This window comes from Streptosporangium sp. NPDC023963 (assembly GCF_040639135.1).
Lineage (GTDB): Bacteria > Actinomycetota > Actinomycetes > Streptosporangiales > Streptosporangiaceae > Streptosporangium.
In genome coordinates, this window is record NZ_JBEZZK010000025.1 from 1 (window position 1) to 16781 (window position 16781).

General features: G+C 70.6%; 16 protein-coding genes. 6 read left to right on the forward strand and 10 right to left on the reverse strand.

Annotated features, from left to right (window positions below; translation table 11 throughout):
* Both AB0F88_RS41630 and AB0F88_RS41635 read right to left on the reverse strand, forming a co-directional pair.
* The coding region (locus AB0F88_RS41630) for a hypothetical protein (protein ID WP_362697199.1) at window positions 1–213 on the reverse strand (213 nt) is incomplete at its 3' end.
* A 208-nt stretch (window positions 214–421) separates the two neighbouring features.
* Window positions 422–949 carry a GNAT family N-acetyltransferase gene (locus AB0F88_RS41635; RefSeq protein WP_362697202.1) on the reverse strand — a complete coding sequence of 176 codons (528 nt, stop codon included), beginning with the start codon at window positions 947–949 and terminating at the stop codon, window positions 422–424.
* Window positions 950–1231: 282 nt separating this feature from the next.
* On the opposite strand from AB0F88_RS41635, the gene AB0F88_RS41640 reads away from it, so the two are divergent.
* Window positions 1232–3496, forward strand: coding sequence for a DEAD/DEAH box helicase (locus AB0F88_RS41640; RefSeq protein WP_362697205.1), 2265 nt, complete (start codon window positions 1232–1234; stop codon window positions 3494–3496).
* A gap of 367 nt (window positions 3497–3863) precedes the next feature.
* Here AB0F88_RS41640 and AB0F88_RS41645 read toward each other — a convergent pair whose 3' ends face one another.
* Window positions 3864–4685: an alpha/beta hydrolase gene (locus AB0F88_RS41645; protein WP_362697208.1), complete on the reverse strand. Its 822-nt coding sequence runs from the start codon at window positions 4683–4685 to the stop codon at window positions 3864–3866.
* A gap of 387 nt (window positions 4686–5072) precedes the next feature.
* On the opposite strand from AB0F88_RS41645, the gene secY reads away from it, so the two are divergent.
* Window positions 5073–6389, forward strand: coding sequence for a preprotein translocase subunit SecY (gene secY, locus AB0F88_RS41650; RefSeq protein ID WP_362697464.1), 1317 nt, complete (start codon window positions 5073–5075; stop codon window positions 6387–6389).
* On the opposite strand, the gene AB0F88_RS41655 is transcribed toward secY, so the two are convergent.
* From AB0F88_RS41655 to AB0F88_RS41670, 4 genes are all read right to left on the reverse strand, one after another.
* Window positions 6364–7029 carry a response regulator transcription factor gene (locus AB0F88_RS41655; protein ID WP_362697211.1) on the reverse strand — a complete coding sequence of 222 codons (666 nt, stop codon included), beginning with the start codon at window positions 7027–7029 and terminating at the stop codon, window positions 6364–6366. The two genes, secY and AB0F88_RS41655, sit on opposite strands and share 26 nt — an antisense overlap.
* A gap of 100 nt (window positions 7030–7129) precedes the next feature.
* Window positions 7130–8188, reverse strand: coding sequence for a histidine kinase (locus AB0F88_RS41660; protein WP_362697214.1), 1059 nt, complete (start codon window positions 8186–8188; stop codon window positions 7130–7132).
* A gap of 124 nt (window positions 8189–8312) precedes the next feature.
* Entirely contained in the window at window positions 8313–8786 is a 474-nt protein-coding gene (locus tag AB0F88_RS41665; RefSeq protein WP_362697217.1) for an anthrone oxygenase family protein, read from the reverse strand.
* 12 nt (window positions 8787–8798) lie between these two features.
* Window positions 8799–9635: an NAD(P)H-binding protein gene (locus AB0F88_RS41670; RefSeq protein WP_362697220.1), complete on the reverse strand. Its 837-nt coding sequence runs from the start codon at window positions 9633–9635 to the stop codon at window positions 8799–8801.
* A 138-nt stretch (window positions 9636–9773) separates the two neighbouring features.
* Between AB0F88_RS41670 and AB0F88_RS41675 the strand changes: the two genes are divergently transcribed.
* Complete coding sequence (locus AB0F88_RS41675; RefSeq protein ID WP_362697223.1) at window positions 9774–10208, forward strand: MarR family transcriptional regulator; 435 nt, start codon at window positions 9774–9776, stop codon at window positions 10206–10208.
* 228 nt (window positions 10209–10436) lie between these two features.
* On the opposite strand, the gene AB0F88_RS41680 is transcribed toward AB0F88_RS41675, so the two are convergent.
* The 3 genes from AB0F88_RS41680 to AB0F88_RS41690 all read right to left on the reverse strand — a co-directional run bounded on the left by AB0F88_RS41680 (window position 10437) and on the right by AB0F88_RS41690 (window position 14087).
* Complete coding sequence (locus AB0F88_RS41680; RefSeq protein WP_362697226.1) at window positions 10437–11576, reverse strand: acyltransferase family protein; 1140 nt, start codon at window positions 11574–11576, stop codon at window positions 10437–10439.
* 165 nt (window positions 11577–11741) lie between these two features.
* On the reverse strand, window positions 11742–12752 hold the full coding sequence (locus AB0F88_RS41685) for a cupin domain-containing protein (protein WP_362697229.1): 1011 nt from the start codon (window positions 12750–12752) through the stop codon (window positions 11742–11744).
* A gap of 309 nt (window positions 12753–13061) precedes the next feature.
* The gene (locus tag AB0F88_RS41690) at window positions 13062–14087 is read right to left on the reverse strand and encodes a WYL domain-containing protein (RefSeq protein ID WP_362697232.1); all 1026 of its coding nucleotides are present in this window, start codon (window positions 14085–14087) and stop codon (window positions 13062–13064) included.
* A 61-nt stretch (window positions 14088–14148) separates the two neighbouring features.
* On the opposite strand from AB0F88_RS41690, the gene AB0F88_RS41695 reads away from it, so the two are divergent.
* From AB0F88_RS41695 to AB0F88_RS41705, 3 genes are all read left to right on the forward strand, one after another.
* Window positions 14149–15339 (forward strand): epoxide hydrolase family protein, encoded by a 1191-nt coding sequence (locus tag AB0F88_RS41695; RefSeq protein ID WP_362697235.1) that lies wholly within the window; start codon window positions 14149–14151, stop codon window positions 15337–15339.
* A gap of 62 nt (window positions 15340–15401) precedes the next feature.
* Window positions 15402–15983, forward strand: coding sequence for a putative glycolipid-binding domain-containing protein (locus tag AB0F88_RS41700; RefSeq protein WP_362697238.1), 582 nt, complete (start codon window positions 15402–15404; stop codon window positions 15981–15983).
* A gap of 201 nt (window positions 15984–16184) precedes the next feature.
* Window positions 16185–16763 (forward strand): YdeI/OmpD-associated family protein, encoded by a 579-nt coding sequence (locus tag AB0F88_RS41705; RefSeq protein ID WP_362697241.1) that lies wholly within the window; start codon window positions 16185–16187, stop codon window positions 16761–16763.
* The last annotated feature ends 18 nt before the right edge of the window (window positions 16764–16781 follow it).

Consider the following 16781-nt stretch of genomic DNA (forward strand, 5'->3'; position numbering starts at 1 on the left):
GGAGCGGTGGGCGAAGTCCTCGCCGCGGCCGTAGCCGGAGTAGTAGGGGCCGAAGAAGTGCTTGCCGGAGGTCTGCGCCTGCTGCGTGGCGGCCGCGGCCGTGGCGGCGGTGCCGGTGGAGGTGTCGGCGGAGGCGGCGGGGGCCGCGGCGATGCCGGCCAGCAGGGAACCGGCCAGGGCCGCTCCGGCGAGAAGGGTGCGCGTGGTGCTCATCGTCATGCTCCTGTGCGGGTGGTGGAGGGGTCGTGCCGTTCGGACACCACGGACACTAGAAACAGTCGAGACTTCCTTCTGCGCAGGAATGCACACTCAGCCCCCAAAGTGCACTATTACGGACTCGCGCCTGCGGGAGGGGCGGCTCACCGTACGACCGGGAGAGACGCCCCCCGCGCCGCCTCCGGCCCCGTCCGGGCGGAACGTCTCACGTCTCCGCGGCGAGGTCCACGCGCCAGTCGTTGCACCGTATGGCGTTTCCCTGCGGGTACTCGAAGTCGCACTCGGCGACGAACCGGAACCCGGCCTTCCTGCAGACCGCGTTCGACGCGGGATGGTCGGTGGAGGGGTACGCGTGAACGTAGCGGTGCCTGCGCTCCGCCCTCGCCCTGGCGACAACGGCCAGGGCCGCCGCGACGGCGATGCCCCTGCCCTGGAACTCCGGCAGGACGCTCCAGCCGGTCTCGTACACGGTCTCGTCCCGCCAGACGCGTTCCCAGTATCCGATGCTGCCGACCCGCTGGAGCTCGGGGAGCAGGACGACGGCGAACATCCGGCCGGTCTCCTTCCCGGCGATGTCGACATACCGTCTGTGCCGGTCGAGGAGTTTCTCCTCGGTCTCCGGGCCTCCCAGGTGCTCGGTCATCTCCGGCGCGTTGATGCGACGCAACAGGTCGAGATCGGTCTCCGCCCACGGGTCGAGCCGTACCAGCGGTGCGTTCCCTCGCTCTGGCATCTGTCTCACTCCACTTTCGGCCATTCGGGTCAAGAACACGCGGATTCTGCCAGGAGACACCGACAATCGGTTCCGGCGCGTGCCCGGTGGGCAGTGGGGTCGCGGTGGGCAGCGGAACCACGGCGGGATCGCGGCGGGATCGCGGCCCCGGCCCGGCCGGGCCGTTCGACGGCGGGCAAAGGGCTGTGACGCCGTGTCCGGCCTGGCCGGTCGTTGACAACCGGCCGGGTGGTTGGCGACGGTGAACTACCGCGATCGGGCCGTGACGGGAGGGACGAGAGCTTGGGCGACGTCGAGCGAGAAGACCCGGCATCCACCCCCAGGCAGGTCAGGGCCCTCCTCCAGAGGGCGGGTCGCCTCCGGTCCCACGCGCGCACGCTGCTCGCCGATGACGCGCGGGCGCGCGCCGACGCCCGGCGGGCGCTGGCCTCCGTACGCACGCGCCTGGCACGCGAGGAGCTGGCGGAGATTCCCCTGACGCGCCTGAAGGACGTCACCGTGGGGCGGCTCCGGATCAGGGCCCTCGAACAGGCCGGCTACCAGACGATCCTCGACATCCTGGACACCACGCCGTACGCGCTCCAGCTGCACCCCGGGGTCGGGGCGTGGAACGCGAGACAGGCGCACGCCGCCGCCGGGCAGATCGCCAAGGCGGTGGAGGAGACGGTGGCGCTGCGGATCGACGTCGACCGGCAGGACGAGGAGACTACGGAGCTGCTGGTCGCGCTGAACCGGCTGGTGAACGCGGGCCCCGACCTGCCGCGCGCGGGCGGCGCCGCGCGGAGGATCGAGAAGAGGCTGGCCTCGCTCCTGCCCGCCGCGCAACCCGCCCGCGGATGGTTGCGGATGCTGCTCGCGGGCCAGGGAGGCCGTCGCCGTGCGCAGGAGGCCGTCGCGCGGATCGAGGACGTGATCGCGGAGGCGAACGCGTCCGAGACGGCGCTGCTCTTCAGCCAGGCCTCCGTGGACCTGCTGCGCCCGCCGGTCTCCGACATCGAGGCATGGGTCGACTTCGAGCTTCGCGCGTCCGAGTACTACAACCTGCTCGCCGAGATCGCGGCCACGGAACCCGACCGCGTCGCCTCGGAGGGTTTCCTGCCCGACGACATCTCCGCGCGGGTCAAGGCCCAGGACCTCGACGACACCCACCGCCGGGTCTCCCTGCGCGGCTACCAGTCGTTCGGCGCCCGCTTCGCCCTCGCCCAGCGCCGGGTGATCCTGGGTGACGAGATGGGCCTGGGCAAGACCATCGAGGCCATCGCCGTGCTCGCGCACCTCTGGGCGCGCGGCGAGAGGCACTTCCTGGTGGCCTGCCCGGCCAGCGTTCAGATCAACTGGGTACGCGAGATCGAGACCCGCAGCACGCTGCCGGCCTACTCCCCGCGCGGCGGCGACCGGACCGCGGCCCTGGCGGAATGGGTCCGCACCGGCGGTGTCGCCGTGACCACCATCGACACCCTGCACCGGCTGGAGATCCCCGGCGACGTCACGCTCGGGATGCTCGTGGTCGACGAGGCGCACTACGTCAAGAACCCCGCCGCCCGGCGTTCCCAGGCCGTCGCCCGCTGGTGCGGCCGTACCGACCGGGTGCTCTTCATGACCGGGACCCCGATGGAGAACCGCGTCGAGGAGTTCCGCAACCTGATCGGCTACCTCAGGCCCGACCTGCTCCCGGGCATCCGCAACGGCGACGCCGCGGCGCTGGCGACGGTGGCGGGGACGGGGGCCGCGAGAGGGCAGTCCTTCCGCAGGGCCGTGGCACCGGTCTACCTGCGCCGCAACCAGGAGGACGTGCTCACCGAGCTGCCCGACCTCGTGCACGTGGACGAGTGGGAGGAGTTCAGCCCGGCGGACCTCGCCGCCTACCGGAAGGCCGTGGCCGACGGGAACTTCATGGCGATGCGCCGTGCCGCCTACGCCGTGCCGGAGACGTCGGCCAAGCTTCAGAGGCTGCTGGAACTCGTCGACGAGGCGGCGGGCAACGATCTCAAGGTCGTGGTCTTCTCCTACTTCCGCGACGTCATGGCCGCCGTCCACAGGGCTCTCGGGGGCACCGGCGCCCCGGGATCCCCCGGTGACGGTTCCGGCGACCCCGGCGGCCGGGTCCACGGGCCGATCTCGGGCGACCTCGGCACCGCCCGCCGCCAGCAGGTCATCGACGAGTTCACGGCGGCCCCCGGCCACGCCGTGCTGCTCAGCCAGATCCAGGCCGGTGGGATCGGCGTCAACCTGCAGGCCGCCTCGGTGGTGATCATCTGCGAGCCCCAGGTCAAGCCGACCATGGAGAGCCAGGCCGTGGCCCGCGCCCACCGCATGGGGCAGGTCCGCAAGGTCCAGGTGCACCGCCTCCTGACGGCCGACAGCGTCGACCAGCGTATGCTCGACATCCTCCGCGGCAAGGTCGGGCTCTTCGACACCTACGCCCGCCGCAGCGACCTGGCCGAGTCCACCCCCGACGCGGTCGACATCTCGGAACAGACCCTGGCCCGCCAGATCGTCGAGGAGGAGCAGCGACGCCTCGCGACGTCGCGGCCGTCGCACGCCTGAGAGGGGGGTCGCGGCCGTCGAACGCTTGATGGGTCATGGCCCCGCCGGACATCGGAACGGCCGGCCCCTGCGACGCGAAACGAGAGCCATCGGTGCGGAACGCGAACCGTACGGCGTGAAACGCGAACCGTACGGCGTGAAAAGAGAATCGTGCGCTCCCGAACGATTTCGAACCTCGAACGTTCGCGATCGTGGTGAGGCGACGCCGCACCCTTCCGAGGCATCGGACCTTCCCAGGACCGGACCTTCCCAGGACCGGACCGTCCCAGGAACCGGACCGTCCCAGGAACCGGACCGTCCCAGGAACCGGACCGTCCCAGGAACCGGACCGTCCCAGGAACCGGACCGTCCCAGGAACCGGACCATCTCAGGACCTGGCGAAGGCCAGCAGGTCGGCGTTGAACTCGTCCTTGTAGGCGCCGACCAGGCCGTGCGGCCTGCCCGGGTAGACCTTCAGGGTGGCGCCCTTGACCAGTTCGGCCGACTTCGGGCCGGCGGCGACGATGGGCACGATCTGGTCGGCGTCGCCGTGCGCGATGAGGGTCGGGATGTCGAAGCGCCGGAGGTCCTCGGTGAAGTCGGTCTCGGAGAAGGCCTTGACGCAGTCGTACGCCCCCTTGAGGCCCACCTGCATGCTCCACATCCAGAAGGCGTCCCTCGCCCCCTCCGACACCTCCGCGCCGGGCCGGTTGAAGCCGTAGAAGGGCATGCTGAGGTCCCTGTAGAACTGCGAGCGGTCGCCCGCGACCCCCGCGCGGATGCCGTCGAACACCTCGATCGGCAGGCCCTCGGGATTGGCGCCGGTCTTCAGCATGAGCGGCGGGACCGCGCCCAGCAGGACGGCCTTGGCGACGCGGGAGGTGCCGTGCCGGCCGATGTAGCGGGTCACCTCGCCGCCGCCGGTGGAATGACCGACCAGGATCACCTCGCGCAGGTCGAGGGTTTCGATCAGCCGGGCCAGGTCGTCGGCGTAGGTGTCCATGTCGTTGCCGTTCCAGGGCTGGCCGGAACGGCCGTGCCCCCTGCGGTCGTGCGCGACGGCCCGGAAACCGTTGTCCGCGACCAGCTTCAGCTGGTCGTCCCAGACGTCGGCGTTGAGCGGCCAGCCGTGGCTGAAGACGACCGGCTGCCCGCCGCCCCAGTCCTTGTAGAAGATCTCAGTACCGTCGGCGGTGGTGACAAAGGCCATGGCCGGTTCCTCAAGGTGGTGTGCGAGCTGGACATACCTCGAAGTTAGGTCAGCGGACGGCACCCGCCCTCGGCCAGATGAGCGCATCGCGCGAACTTCATGCTGCATTGACGAAGTCATGGGTTCATGAGGGGATTCGGTGGTTTCCGAGAGCTTCGAGCGCGTCGCGTAGGGCCGGGTGCGAGGTGACGCCCGGCCTGGGGGACACCCGGCGAAGGTGACCGCGGATCCGGCCGAGGCCCGGGGGTTCAGGGGTTCAGGGGTTCAGGGGTTCAGCCGGAAATCGCGGGGATCCAGCCGGGGAGTACGCGGATTCGCGTACGGCGAAGCCTCGGATGAGCGGACGCCGCGCCACGCTCGCGCGCCCAGACTCGGCGCATGCCCACCATGCCCACCATGCTCATCCGTGCCTTCCGCGTGCCCGACCTCCGCGGGAAACTGCTCTTCACGCTGGCGATGATCACGCTGTTCAGGCTCGGGCAGACGCTGCCCGCGCCCGGCGTGAACGTGGTCGCGGTGCGGGAGTGCCTGAACGGGGGCACCCGCGGCGGGCTCGTCGACATGCTGCAGCTGTTCAGCGGCGGGGCGATGCTGAAAATGTCGGTGTTCGCCCTCGGGATCATGCCGTACATCACCGCCGGGATCGTGGTCCAGCTGCTCACCGTGATGGTCCCGCGCCTGGAGGCGCTCAGGAAGGAGGGGCGGCAGGGGCAGGCGAAGATCACGCAGTACACGAGATACCTGACGGTGGCGCTGGCCGTGCTCAACGCCGCCACCGTCGTGGCGATGGCCCGCGCGGGCCGGATCTTCCCCAACTGCGACCGGCAGTTGCTGCACGACCGGAGCCCCATGACGATCGCGGTGGTCGTGGTCACCCTGGTGGCCGGGACGTGCGTGGTCATGTGGCTGGGCGAGCTGATCACCGACCGGGGGATCGGGAACGGCATGTCCATCCTGATCTTCACGCAGGTGATCGCCGTGTTCCCCTCCTACATGTCGAACATCTTCCTGCTCAACCCGCTCGCCCTGGCGACGATGCTGGTCTCGGGCGTCTTCCTGGTGGCGGCGGTGGTGTTCGTCGAACAGGCGCAGCGACGGATCCCGGTCCAGTACGCCAAGCGGATGGTCGGGCGCAGGATGTACGGCGGGACCTCGACCTACCTCCCCCTGAAGGTGAACCAGGCCGGGATCGTCCCCGTCATCTTCACCTCGTCCCTGCTCTTCCTGCCGCAGCTGGCGATGCAACTGACGGGCGGCACGGGACCGGTGTCCACGTGGATCGCGCGCTATCTCGTCTCGGGCGACCATCCGGTCTACATCACGGCGTACCTCCTGCTGATCGTGGCCTTCACCTACTTCTACGTGTCCATCACCTTCGACCCGGAGGAGGTGGCCGACACAATGCGGCGGTTCAACGGGTTCGTCCCCGGCATCCGGCCGGGACGGCCCACCGCGGAGTATCTGCGGTACGTGCTCTCGCGGCTGACGGCACCGGGAGCGGCCTACCTCGCCACCCTGTCGCTGATCCCGATCATCGCGTTCATGCTGCTGCGCGACCCGGGGACCCAGCAGAACTTCCCGTTCGGCGGGACGAGCGTCCTCATCATGGTCGGGGTGGGGCTCGACACGGTGAAGCAGATCGAGGCGCAACTGGACCAGCGCGACTACCGGGGCTTCCTCAGGGGATCGTCACCCCGGACCTGAGCGCGAAGACGACCAGCTGTGCCCGGTCACGGGCGCGCAGCTTCACCATGGCGCGGCTGACATGGGTACGGACCGTGTCGGGGCTGATGACCAGCTCCGCGGCGATCTCGTCGTTCGAGCGGCCGGTGGCCACCCAGGCGACCATCTCCCGCTCCCTGGGGGTGAGGGTGTCGAGGCCCTCCACCGGGGTGACGTCGTGCCGGCCGAACAGCCCGATCACCTTCCTGGTGACGGACGGGGAGAGCAGGGCCTCGCCCGAGGCGACGACCCTGATCGCGCGGGTGATCTCCTCGGGGGCGCTGTCCTTGAGGACGAACCCGCCGGCCCCGGCCTGGAGGGCGGCGAAGACGTACCGGTCGACCTCGAAGGTGGTGACGACGACCACCCGGGTGGCATGAAGCGCGGGATCGGCGGCGATGGCCCGCAACGTGTCGATACCGTCCATGCCGGGCATCCGGATGTCGAGCAGCAGGACGTCGGGACGGGTCTCGCGCAGCAGCCGCAGCGCGGCGGTGCCGTCGGCGGCCTCACCGGCGAACTCCAGATCGGGCTCGCGGTCGATGAGCGCCCTGAGCCCCATGCGGACGACGGCCTGGTCGTCGGCGAGCGCCACCCGGATCGGACCCGCCGGAGACGTCACGCGGTCTCCCTGGGGAAACGAATCACGGCCGGAGACGTCACAAGGTCCCCCAAGGGAAACGGACCACGGCCGGAGACGTCACAAGGTCTCCCTGGGGAAGTCACGTGGTCCCCCTGGGGAAACGGGCCACGACGCGGAACCCGCCGCCCTCGCGGGGGCCCGCGTCGAAGGCACCGCCTACCTCCGTCACCCGTGCCCGCATCCCGGCCAGCCCCCGGCCCTCGGCGGCCGTTCCCGAAGGACCGCTCCCCCTGTCGGCGACCTCCAGGACGAACGCGTGCGGGTCGCCGGTGACGCGGACCAGCGCCCTGGTCGGACCGGCGTGGCGCAGGACGTTGGTCAGCGACTCGCGTACGACGCGGTAGACCACGCCTTCGAGGTGCGCGGGAACGTCCGGCGCGGCCGGCTCGACGTCGACGGGCACCCCCGCCGCGCGCACCCCGTCGACCAGCCGGGACAGGTCATGGTCGACAGAGGTCCCGGGGTCGATGAGATCGAGTGCGGAACGCAGCTGGCCGAGCGCCCGCACGCTGGTCGAGCGGATCGCCTCCAGTGACTCGCGGACCTGGTCGGGCCGCTCGTCGAACACGAGCAGGGCGACCCCGGCCTGCATGGCGATGGTCGCGAGGCCGTGCCCCGCGACATCGTGCACCTCCCCCGCGATGCGCGCCCGTTCCAGGGCGATCAGCTCCCGCGCCGTCTTACCGGCCGGTTCTGACCGGGTCGCGGTCTCCGCGCCCGTCGCCGTCGCCGGCGGTCTCGCCGGCTTCACGAGCAGCGCGGGACGGGCCGGCGCCGCGTTCAGACTCCAGCTCGCCGGGACGTCCGTACCCGAGGTCCCACCGCTCGAAGGCTCCGCGCCGAGGACCCGCGCCGTGGAGACAGCCGTGGGGACAAGGGGGTCGGAGGGGAGACCGGTGCCCGGAGACGGGGACCCGGCCGTGGCACCCGCGCGCCCGTCCTGGGGCTGGGTGGCCGCGCTGCGAGCGTGGACGAGACCGCTGGACGGCCACGGGATGGCGAGCCAGCCCACCCACGCCAGCATGAGGATGACCGGCAGGTCACGCGGGCGGCCCAGGCGTCCAAGGCGGGAAAGCGCCATCGCGGCCGCCGCGATGGAGTCGCGCGGACGGCCGTCCGGATGCCTGGACTCGGTCACCGTCCTCCATCAGAACAGACTCGTATGAACCGATCCTAGCCAGTGCGCGGCGGCCCCGTCCGTGCCCGGAAAGCTCGCGATCCCCGGAAAGCTCGAACGCGAGGCCCACGAGAAACGTCCCGTGTCAAGATCCACCGGCCCTGAGGTGAGCCGCCGTGGCCAGGCAACCGAACGCCACTACGGCCGCGACGGTTCGCAGTGTGTGGGCGATCTGCCAGTGGTCGCGGACGGTCATCCAGCCCGCCGGGGGCGTTTCGATGTTCCACGTGAGCTGGTCGGCGTTGATCGGCATGTTGATCGTGATCGTCATGACGAGGACCAGCGTCAGAAGGACCAGTGCCGTCAGGTGCGACCTTGGGATGCGGGCCTTGGACCTGAAGGCGAGGACGACGACGGTCAGGGTGGCGATCAACGCCGGGATGAGGGTGGCGGCGGCGAGCTTGTCGAGGGCGTCGAGTTCGACCATGCGGACCTGGGTGTAGACCGAGGCGCCGGACCGCCGCAGGGACAGTTCGAGAACGAGGACCGTGATGAGGAAGCCCGCGAACAGGCCGGCGAACAGGAGGCCGGAGATTCGTGCGATCCGGGAGAGATACACAGCGGCCTCCTATCAGGCCCGGAAGGCGGCGGCGTGGTCAGCGGCCCAGTCGGCGAAGGTGAGGGCGGGGCGGCCGAGGAGCCGTTCCACGGTGTCCGTGGTCGGGCCCGCCCGCACGGCGTAATCGGCCAGCGAGCCGAGGAGGCGGTCGGGAATCTCCTCGGGAAGGCCTTGGGCGAGCATGCCCCGGCGAACTTGTTCGGGAGAGATCTCCTGGAAGGTCAGTTCCTGGCCGATGGCCGAGCCGATGACGCGGACCTTGTCGCCCTGGGTGAGCGACTGGGGGCCGGTGAGCACATAGGAGTGCCCGGCGTGTTCGGCGTCGAGCAAAGCCCGGACGGCGACCTCCGCGATGTCACGCTGGTGGACGGGCGAGGTGGCCGCGGCACCGTAAGCGCCGCGGACGATGCCGGTCGCACGAATCTGCGGTGCCCAGGCGAGGGCGTTGGCGGCGAAGTCGGCGCAGCGCAGGAAGGTCCACTGCGGGCCGGCGGTCCTGACGGCGTCTTCAACCGCTCGGAAATGAGCGTGGAACCGAGGATGCCCGACCGGGAACTCGACCGTGGCGGCTGACAGCACGACCACGCGACGAAGATCCGCGACGAGCGCCAGCAATCGGGTGGTGGCGTTCCCGACTGCACGCGGGCTGAGCAGTACGGCCTCGACTCCGTCCAGCGCCGGCCTCAGCGTTTCCGGCCTGGACGGGTCGCCATACACGACCTGGACACCATTGGGCAGCGCCGCGGTGGCCGGGTTGCGGGTGATGGCCGTAACCTTCTGGCCGATCTGCAGAAGCAGGTCGATGACGCGACGGCCGACGGTGCCGGTGGCTCCGGTAACAACGATCATGTCGATTCCCCTAGCCGCAGGATGTCGGAATGTACGAATTTCATAAGATACGAGAAACGTAGCATATTGCTTCACGAAGGGGAAAATATGACTCCCGTAACATCTGGAGATGGGGCTCGCCGACGCCGGCAGACCACCGTGGCGATCAGGGGAGCGCTGCGCGAGCTGAGCGTGCAACTGTCGCTGCTCAACCGGCAGGTCAGCGTCCGCCTGGAGCTCAAAGACGTCGATCTGGACTGTCTCGACCTCATCAACGCGCACGGCCCGCTCACCCCGAGCGCCCTGGCACGGCGGACCGGTCTGCACCCCGCCACGATGACCGGGATCCTCGACCGGCTCGAACGCGGCGGCTGGATCTCCCGCGACCGCGACCCCTCCGACCGGCGCGCCGTCCAGATCAGCACCCGCCGCGACCGCAACGCGGAACTCCTTGGTCTCTTCGCGGGAATGAACACCTCACTGGAGCACATCTGTGCCGGCTACGAGGACGCCGACCTCGAACTCCTCGCCGACTTCCTCGGCCGGGCCGCCGAAGCCGGCCGGACCGCGACCGAGAGCCTGACCGCGGAGTGAGGCTCAGCGCCTGTACGCGATTCGGATTCTCAGCTGGGCGAAGGCTTCGGATTCACAAGCCGGCTCCCGCGGGTGAAGGCTCGGCGACGTGGCTCCGGGGAGTCCCGTCGAAGCGGAAGGCCGGACCGCGCCACTCCTTGGGAGCCCTCCACCCGCCATGACGACGACCTACCAGGACCGCAGGCCGGCGCGCGGGCGAATCCCCCACTCCCGGCTCCGTACCGGCCCTTAGGACCCGCTCTCCGCGGGCTCCCTCACCGAAGACCTGGCCAGTCGCCTGCCGAGACGTTGCGCGGGGGCCTCGATCAGGCGGTGGGTCAGGTAGCAGAGCGGCACCAGCGCGAGGAAGAACAGCGGGAGGTTCGGGCTGATCCGCAGCAGGAGCGGGTGCAGCAGGTAGAGGGAGAAGCTGATCACCCCGAGGTGGGCGAGCCACCGGGGAAACGACCTGCGCCGCAGCGCGAACCCGGCCGCGAAGAAACCCGCGGCCAGCAGGATCGCCGGCGCCCAGCCGGGGTCGTCCTTGGCGAGGACCCCGCAGGCCAGGACCGTCAGCACGGCGGCGACGGCGGTACGCCACCGGATGGTCCCCTGCTCGGCGCGGTACACGGCCGTACCGGCGAACATCATGGCCAGGATGATCAGGCCCTGCCACGCGCCGATCCGGCTGCCCAGGACCACCAGCGCCGGCCCGAGGAGACCGCCCGCCACCGCGGCGGCCGTACGCGTCCCGCCTCCCGCCCGCGCCGACACCACGACGACCGCGACCACCGCGACCCCGAGAAGCGCCGCGACCAGGTCGGCGCGGCCACCGATGACCGGTCCCGGCAGCAGGAGGCCCAGCAGGACGGCCGACAGCGCCAGGACGATCGCGGTCGTCGCCGACCGTCGCGCCCGCCCCGTGGCGAACAGCCCGACCGTCAGCAGGTAGAACGCCATCTCGTACGAGAGCGTCCACATCACGTCGATGACGGCGGGAACGCCGAGCAGCTCCTGCAGCATCGTCACGTTCCCGAGGACGACCAGGGGAAAGGGGCGTGTGCCCAGGCCCGGGTGAAGGGCGAACGCTCCGGCGTACGCGAGAAGGAGCGCCAGGCCGAGAGCGGCGAGCAGCAGGGGGAGGAGACGGAAGGCCCGGCCGATCCAGAAGGCCCGCAGGTCACCGCGCCGCTCCAGGGAGGCGGGGATGATATAGCCGCTGACCAGGAAGAACACGAAGACGCCCCAGGTGCCGACGTCGATCCTGCGGTCCACCTCGGCCCAGAGGCCCGGGATGAAGGTCCAGCCGGAGTGGTGCAGCGCGACGGCGAGCGCGGCGGGTCCGCGCAGGGCGTCCAACCAGGCCAGCCGCGAGGGGATCGGGGCCATTCGCCCGACTTTAGACGATAGGCACGGTTGCCCGGATATCACCTGGACCGCGACATCGCCTGACCTACGACATCACCTGGCCCGCGACCTCGCCGCAACCCCGCACCCACCCGCCACCTGGCCCGCGAGATCACCGGAACCAAGGGGGGCGGCCGGACGACGTCCTCAGCGGACCGGGTCGCGGGGATTGGCCCGGGCGACGAAGAGCGGGTCGACCGGCGTGAAGGGGAACCGGGGGAGGTCACGCTCGGACATGCCGAAGCTCGCGGCGAGAACCTCGCGGGAGAACGCCGACGCGCTGGCCCGGTAGCCGATGTCGGCGGGCATGGCCTGGTCGAAGAAGATCAGGAAGTGGATGTCGTCCTCGCCGAGGACCTCGATGTGGTGCGGGAAGGCGCGTGGCACGAAGTAGACGTCACCGGGGCCGAGCACGTACTCGTCGAGGGTGCCGTCGGGGTCCAGGACACGCATGCGGGCGTGCCCCTTCTCCACGTACCCCATCTCGGCGGTGACGGGATGCCAGTGCGGTTCGCGCATCCCGCTCTCCTTGATGCGCAGGGAGTACATGGAGATGTCCTCCAGGGCTGCCCAGTACTGGCTACGGGCGAGGCGGGCGCTGCCGTAGGCGTAGGACAGCGGCGGGTGCTGGCCCTCGAGGTCGAACAGGTGGGCGTTGGGCAGCCCGGCCGTGGACGGGATGTCGGCGGCGCCGGTGCGGCGGACGATCTGCTGGGCCGGAGACCGGTCGAGGGCGGCGAACGCCGAGGCGGGCAGGTCGTAGGTGTTCCCGAGCACCGCGTCGGTCATGGCGTTGAAACTGTCGTGCAGCGAGAAGTGCCGGGGACGCTCGTCGCGCAGCGCGAGGACGAACTCGGCACGGTCGTCACCGACGTTCTCGATGTGGTAAATCGCGCCCGACTCGACGTGGTACATCTGACCTGCGGCGACGATGAACGAGGAGAAGGCGTCGGCGTTCCCCAGGATCGACACCAGCACCGTGCCGGAGAGGCAGTAGCCGATCTGGTTGGCGTTGACGTTCCACTGCGGCTCGCGGATCGCGCCGGGTTCCAGGGTGACGTGTTTGATCGAGAGCCCGCTGAGGATGGGCATCGCGCCGGCGTCGACCAGGGTGACCGATCCGAGCTCGCTCTCGAACGCGGGCGACGCGGTCGCCAAGGATGTGACATGGCGTGAGGTGCCGGTCATGACGTCCCTTTCGTGGTCGCGACCCGCGCGGTCGCGGTCGAAGAGCGCACGCCGCCTTCACAGCCTGGATCCGCCGGTGGTGTACGCCTGTTTCTGCAGGTTAAGCATCAGGTGCCCCCTGTGCCGGGTCCTGTCGCGGCGTGTCGCCGACATCGCTCACACATCCGGGAGCCGCTCGATCTCACGTTCGCCGACCTGCCCTCGGAGCACCTCCGGGCGCCTTGGAGCACCTCCGGGCGCCGCCTCGTCCACGTCAGGCCTCGCTAGTGCGGTGACCGCTCAAGCTTCACCGGCCTGGCCGGGCGGCTCGACGCCGGGCACGCCACGCGGCGACGTACCGCACGATGTCTCCGCCGGAACCGCCCGCCGGTAGCGGTCGGCCAGCACGCGGATCCGCGCGACGAGTTCGGGCGGCTCGGTGACCTCGAAGTCGGCGTCGAGCATGCCGAGGTATCCGGCCAGCATCTGCGGCGTGTCCGAGCCGACCTCGGCCACGCAGGCGTCGTCGCCCACAGGTTCCACCGGAACGCCGGGCGGCAGCCGGGCGCGCACGTGCTCGGCCGGTGCGTGCACCGTCACCCGCGCCCGGCACTGCCAGGGCGCGGTGGCCAGGCCGGTGGCGACGTGGCCGACGAGGTCACCGCCGGGGTCCTCGCGCGGGGTGAACCGGGGACCGTTCGGTGTCCGCAACCGCATCCGGTCCACCCGGAACGTGCGCCAGTCGGACCTCGCGACGTCCCACCCGACCAGGTACCAGCGGCCTCGGCTGTGCGCGAGCCGGTGCGGCTCGACCTCGCGGCGGCCGGCCGACCCGTCGTGGCCGGTGTAGTCGAACCGGAGCCGCTCGTGGTCGCGGGAGGCCGCCGCGATCGCGGTGAGCGTGGCGGCGTCCACGCTGGGGCCGGCCTGCGGAAGCGGGACGAGGTACGCGCGCAGGCCGTTGACACGACGGCGAAGCCGCGGCGGCAGCACCTGTTCGAGCTTGGTGAGGGCGCGCAGCGCCGCCTCCTCGATGCCGGTGACCGCGCCCTGTGTGGCGCCCACGCGCAACCCGACGGCGACGGCGACCGCTTCCTCGTCGTCGAGCAGCAGCGGCGGCAACGTCGCACCGGCCCCGAGCCGGTAACCGCCGGTGACGCCCCTGATCCCGTGCACCGGATAGCCGAGGTCGCGCAGGCGCTCCACGTCGTTGCGCACGGTGCGTGTGGTGACGTCGAGGCGCTCGGCCAGTTCCGGCCCTGTCCAGTCGCGCGGCATCTGCAACAGGGAGAGCAGCCGCAGTAGCCGTTGTGCCGTGTCCAGCATGTTTCAAGTCTCCCCGAATACAGGAACGGAGCTTTCCTGTATCGTCCCTACCTTTCTCGACATGGACAACAACACCGGCATTCGCCCGTTCCGCGTCGACATCCCGCAGGCCGAGCTGGACGACCTGCGCGATCGCCTCACCCGCGCCCGCTGGCCCCGGCAGATCTCCGGAACCGGCTGGGAGCGCGGCGTTCCCGTCGATTACCTCAGGGAGTTGGCCGACTACTGGGCGAACGACTTCGACTGGCGCGCGCAGGAGAAGACGCTGAACGAGCACCCGCAGTTCGTGACGACGATCGACGGCCAGGACATCCACTTCCTGCACGTCCGCTCGCCCGAGCCGGACGCGCTGCCGCTGATCCTGTGCCACGGCTGGCCGGGCTCGTTCGTGGACTTCCTGGACGTGATCGGGCCGCTGACCGACCCCCGCGCGCACGGCGGCGACCCGGCGGACGCCTTCCACGTCGTGATCCCGTCGCTGCCCGGCTTCGGGTTCTCCAATCCGGTGCGGGAACCGGGCTGGGGCAACCTGTTCCGGGTGGCCGCCGCGTTCGGGGAACTGATGAGCCGGCTCGGCTACCAGCGGTTCGCCGCGCAGGGCGGGGACATCGGCGGCGGCGTGACCACGCTGCTGCCCATGGCCGCCCCCGGCCGTGTGGTCGCCACCCACCTCAACGGTCCCTCGCCGTACCCGTTCGGCCCGCCCATCGAGCCGGACGGCCTGTCCGGCGCGGACCGGGCGCGCGCCGAGCGGTTCAACGCCGCCCGCCAGGACGGCCTCGGCTATCTGCACCTGCAGTCCACCCGGCCGCGGACCCTCGCCTACTCGCTGACCGACTCGCCGATCGGGCAGCTGGCGTGGATCGCGGAGAAGTTCAAGGAGTGGACCGACCCGGCCGCCGAACTGCCCGAGCACGCGGTGGACCGCGACCGGCTGCTCACCAACGTGAGCCTGTATTGGTTCACCGGCTCCGGCGCGTCCTCGGCCGACATCCTCTACGAGGGTATGCGGGCCTACCGCGAGATCGCCGCCGCGCAGTCCGGCGGCGACCAGGGCGGGTGGCCGTCCGCGCCGGCGCCGCCCCAGGGGATCGCGGTGTTCGCGGCGGACATGACGATCCGCGCACTCGCCGACCCGGCGAACACCGTCGACCACTGGTCGGAGTTCGACCGAGGCGGCCACTTCCCGGCGATGGAGACACCCGACCTGCTCGTCGGCGACCTGCGTGAGTTCTTCCGCGTCGCGCGGTGATCCCGGCGGCGGGTCCACCGTTCGGCGGGAAGCGGGAAGCGGGAAGCGGGAAGAATCGCGTCATGACTTTCACAGCACCGCCGAGGACCGCCGCCTGGCGGCATCTCGACGCGCGGGACGGCTTCGAGGTGGCCTACTTCCGGTCTTCGGACGACGGCCTTCTCATCGAAGGGTGCACGACGGCGGTCGAGGAGGGGCAGACCTGGATCGTCGGCTACTCCATCGAGCTGGACGCCTCCTGGACCACGCGAAGCACGCGGATCACGGGACGCTCGGCCTCGGGAACCCGGCACACCGTGCTGGAGGCCGACGGCGCCGGCCACTGGCGCGTCGACGGCGCACCCGCCCCCCACCTGGACGGCTGCCTGGACGTCGACCTGGAGTCCTCGGCGATGACCAACGCCTTCCCCGCGCATCGGATGGGCCTCCGCGTCGGCGACCGGTCGGCCGCCCCCGCCGCCTACGTACGCGCCACCGACCTCGCCGTCGAACGGCTCGAGCAGGACTACGTCCGCGTCGCCGACGAGGGCCCCCGGCAGCGCTACGACTACAGCGCCCAGGTCTTCGACTTCGCGTGCCGCCTGGTCTACGACGAGTCCGGCCTCGTGCTCGACTACCCCGAGATCGCCGTACGCGTGGCGTGACCTCCTCACGAACCGAGGGGGCGGGGCGGCCCGGGCGGAGGGTGCTCTCGCCCGGCGGCCGTCGGACCTGGCCGGCCCGATCCGTTCGAGCAGGTTCTCCGGGCGGGAAGGATCGGGAACCGCCTGGCCGGCCCGCCGCCGGTTCGAGGGCCCGGCAACCGATGATCTCCACCGGCGCGACGGGTGGATAACCTGATCCGTATGGATGAGCGCGACGGAGTGGAGATCATCGCCTTCGCGGACGCCGAGGCGTTCGAGAGCTGGCTCGCCGGGAACCACACGCGCCACGAGGGCTTGTGGATCAAGCTGGCCAAGAAGAAGTCCGGCATCCCGACGGTCACCTCCGACGAGCTGGTCGACGTCGGGCTGTGCTACGGCTGGATCTCCGGGCAACGGCTTCCCCTCGACGAGCAGTACTACCTGCAGAAGTACGTGCCGCGCCGGCCCAGGAGCCTGTGGTCGCAGGTGAACGTCGACAAGGTCGCGATGCTGACCGCCGCCGGGCGGATGCGCGAACCCGGGCTGGCCGAGGTGCGCAAGGCGCAGGAGGACGGGCGCTGGGCGGTGGCCTACGAGTCGCAGAAGACGGCGACGGTGCCCCCCGATCTCGCGGCGGCGCTCGACGCGAACCCGGAGGCCGGCAAGGCGTTCGAGGCGCTCGACAAGACCGGCCGTTACCTGGTGATGCTGCCGTTGCTCCAGGCGCTCACGCCGGAGAACAGGAAGGTCCGGCTCGACAAAGTCCTAGAAATGCTGTCAAAGAGCGAAAAATCGGGATAAGGGTCATGCGGATAGGCG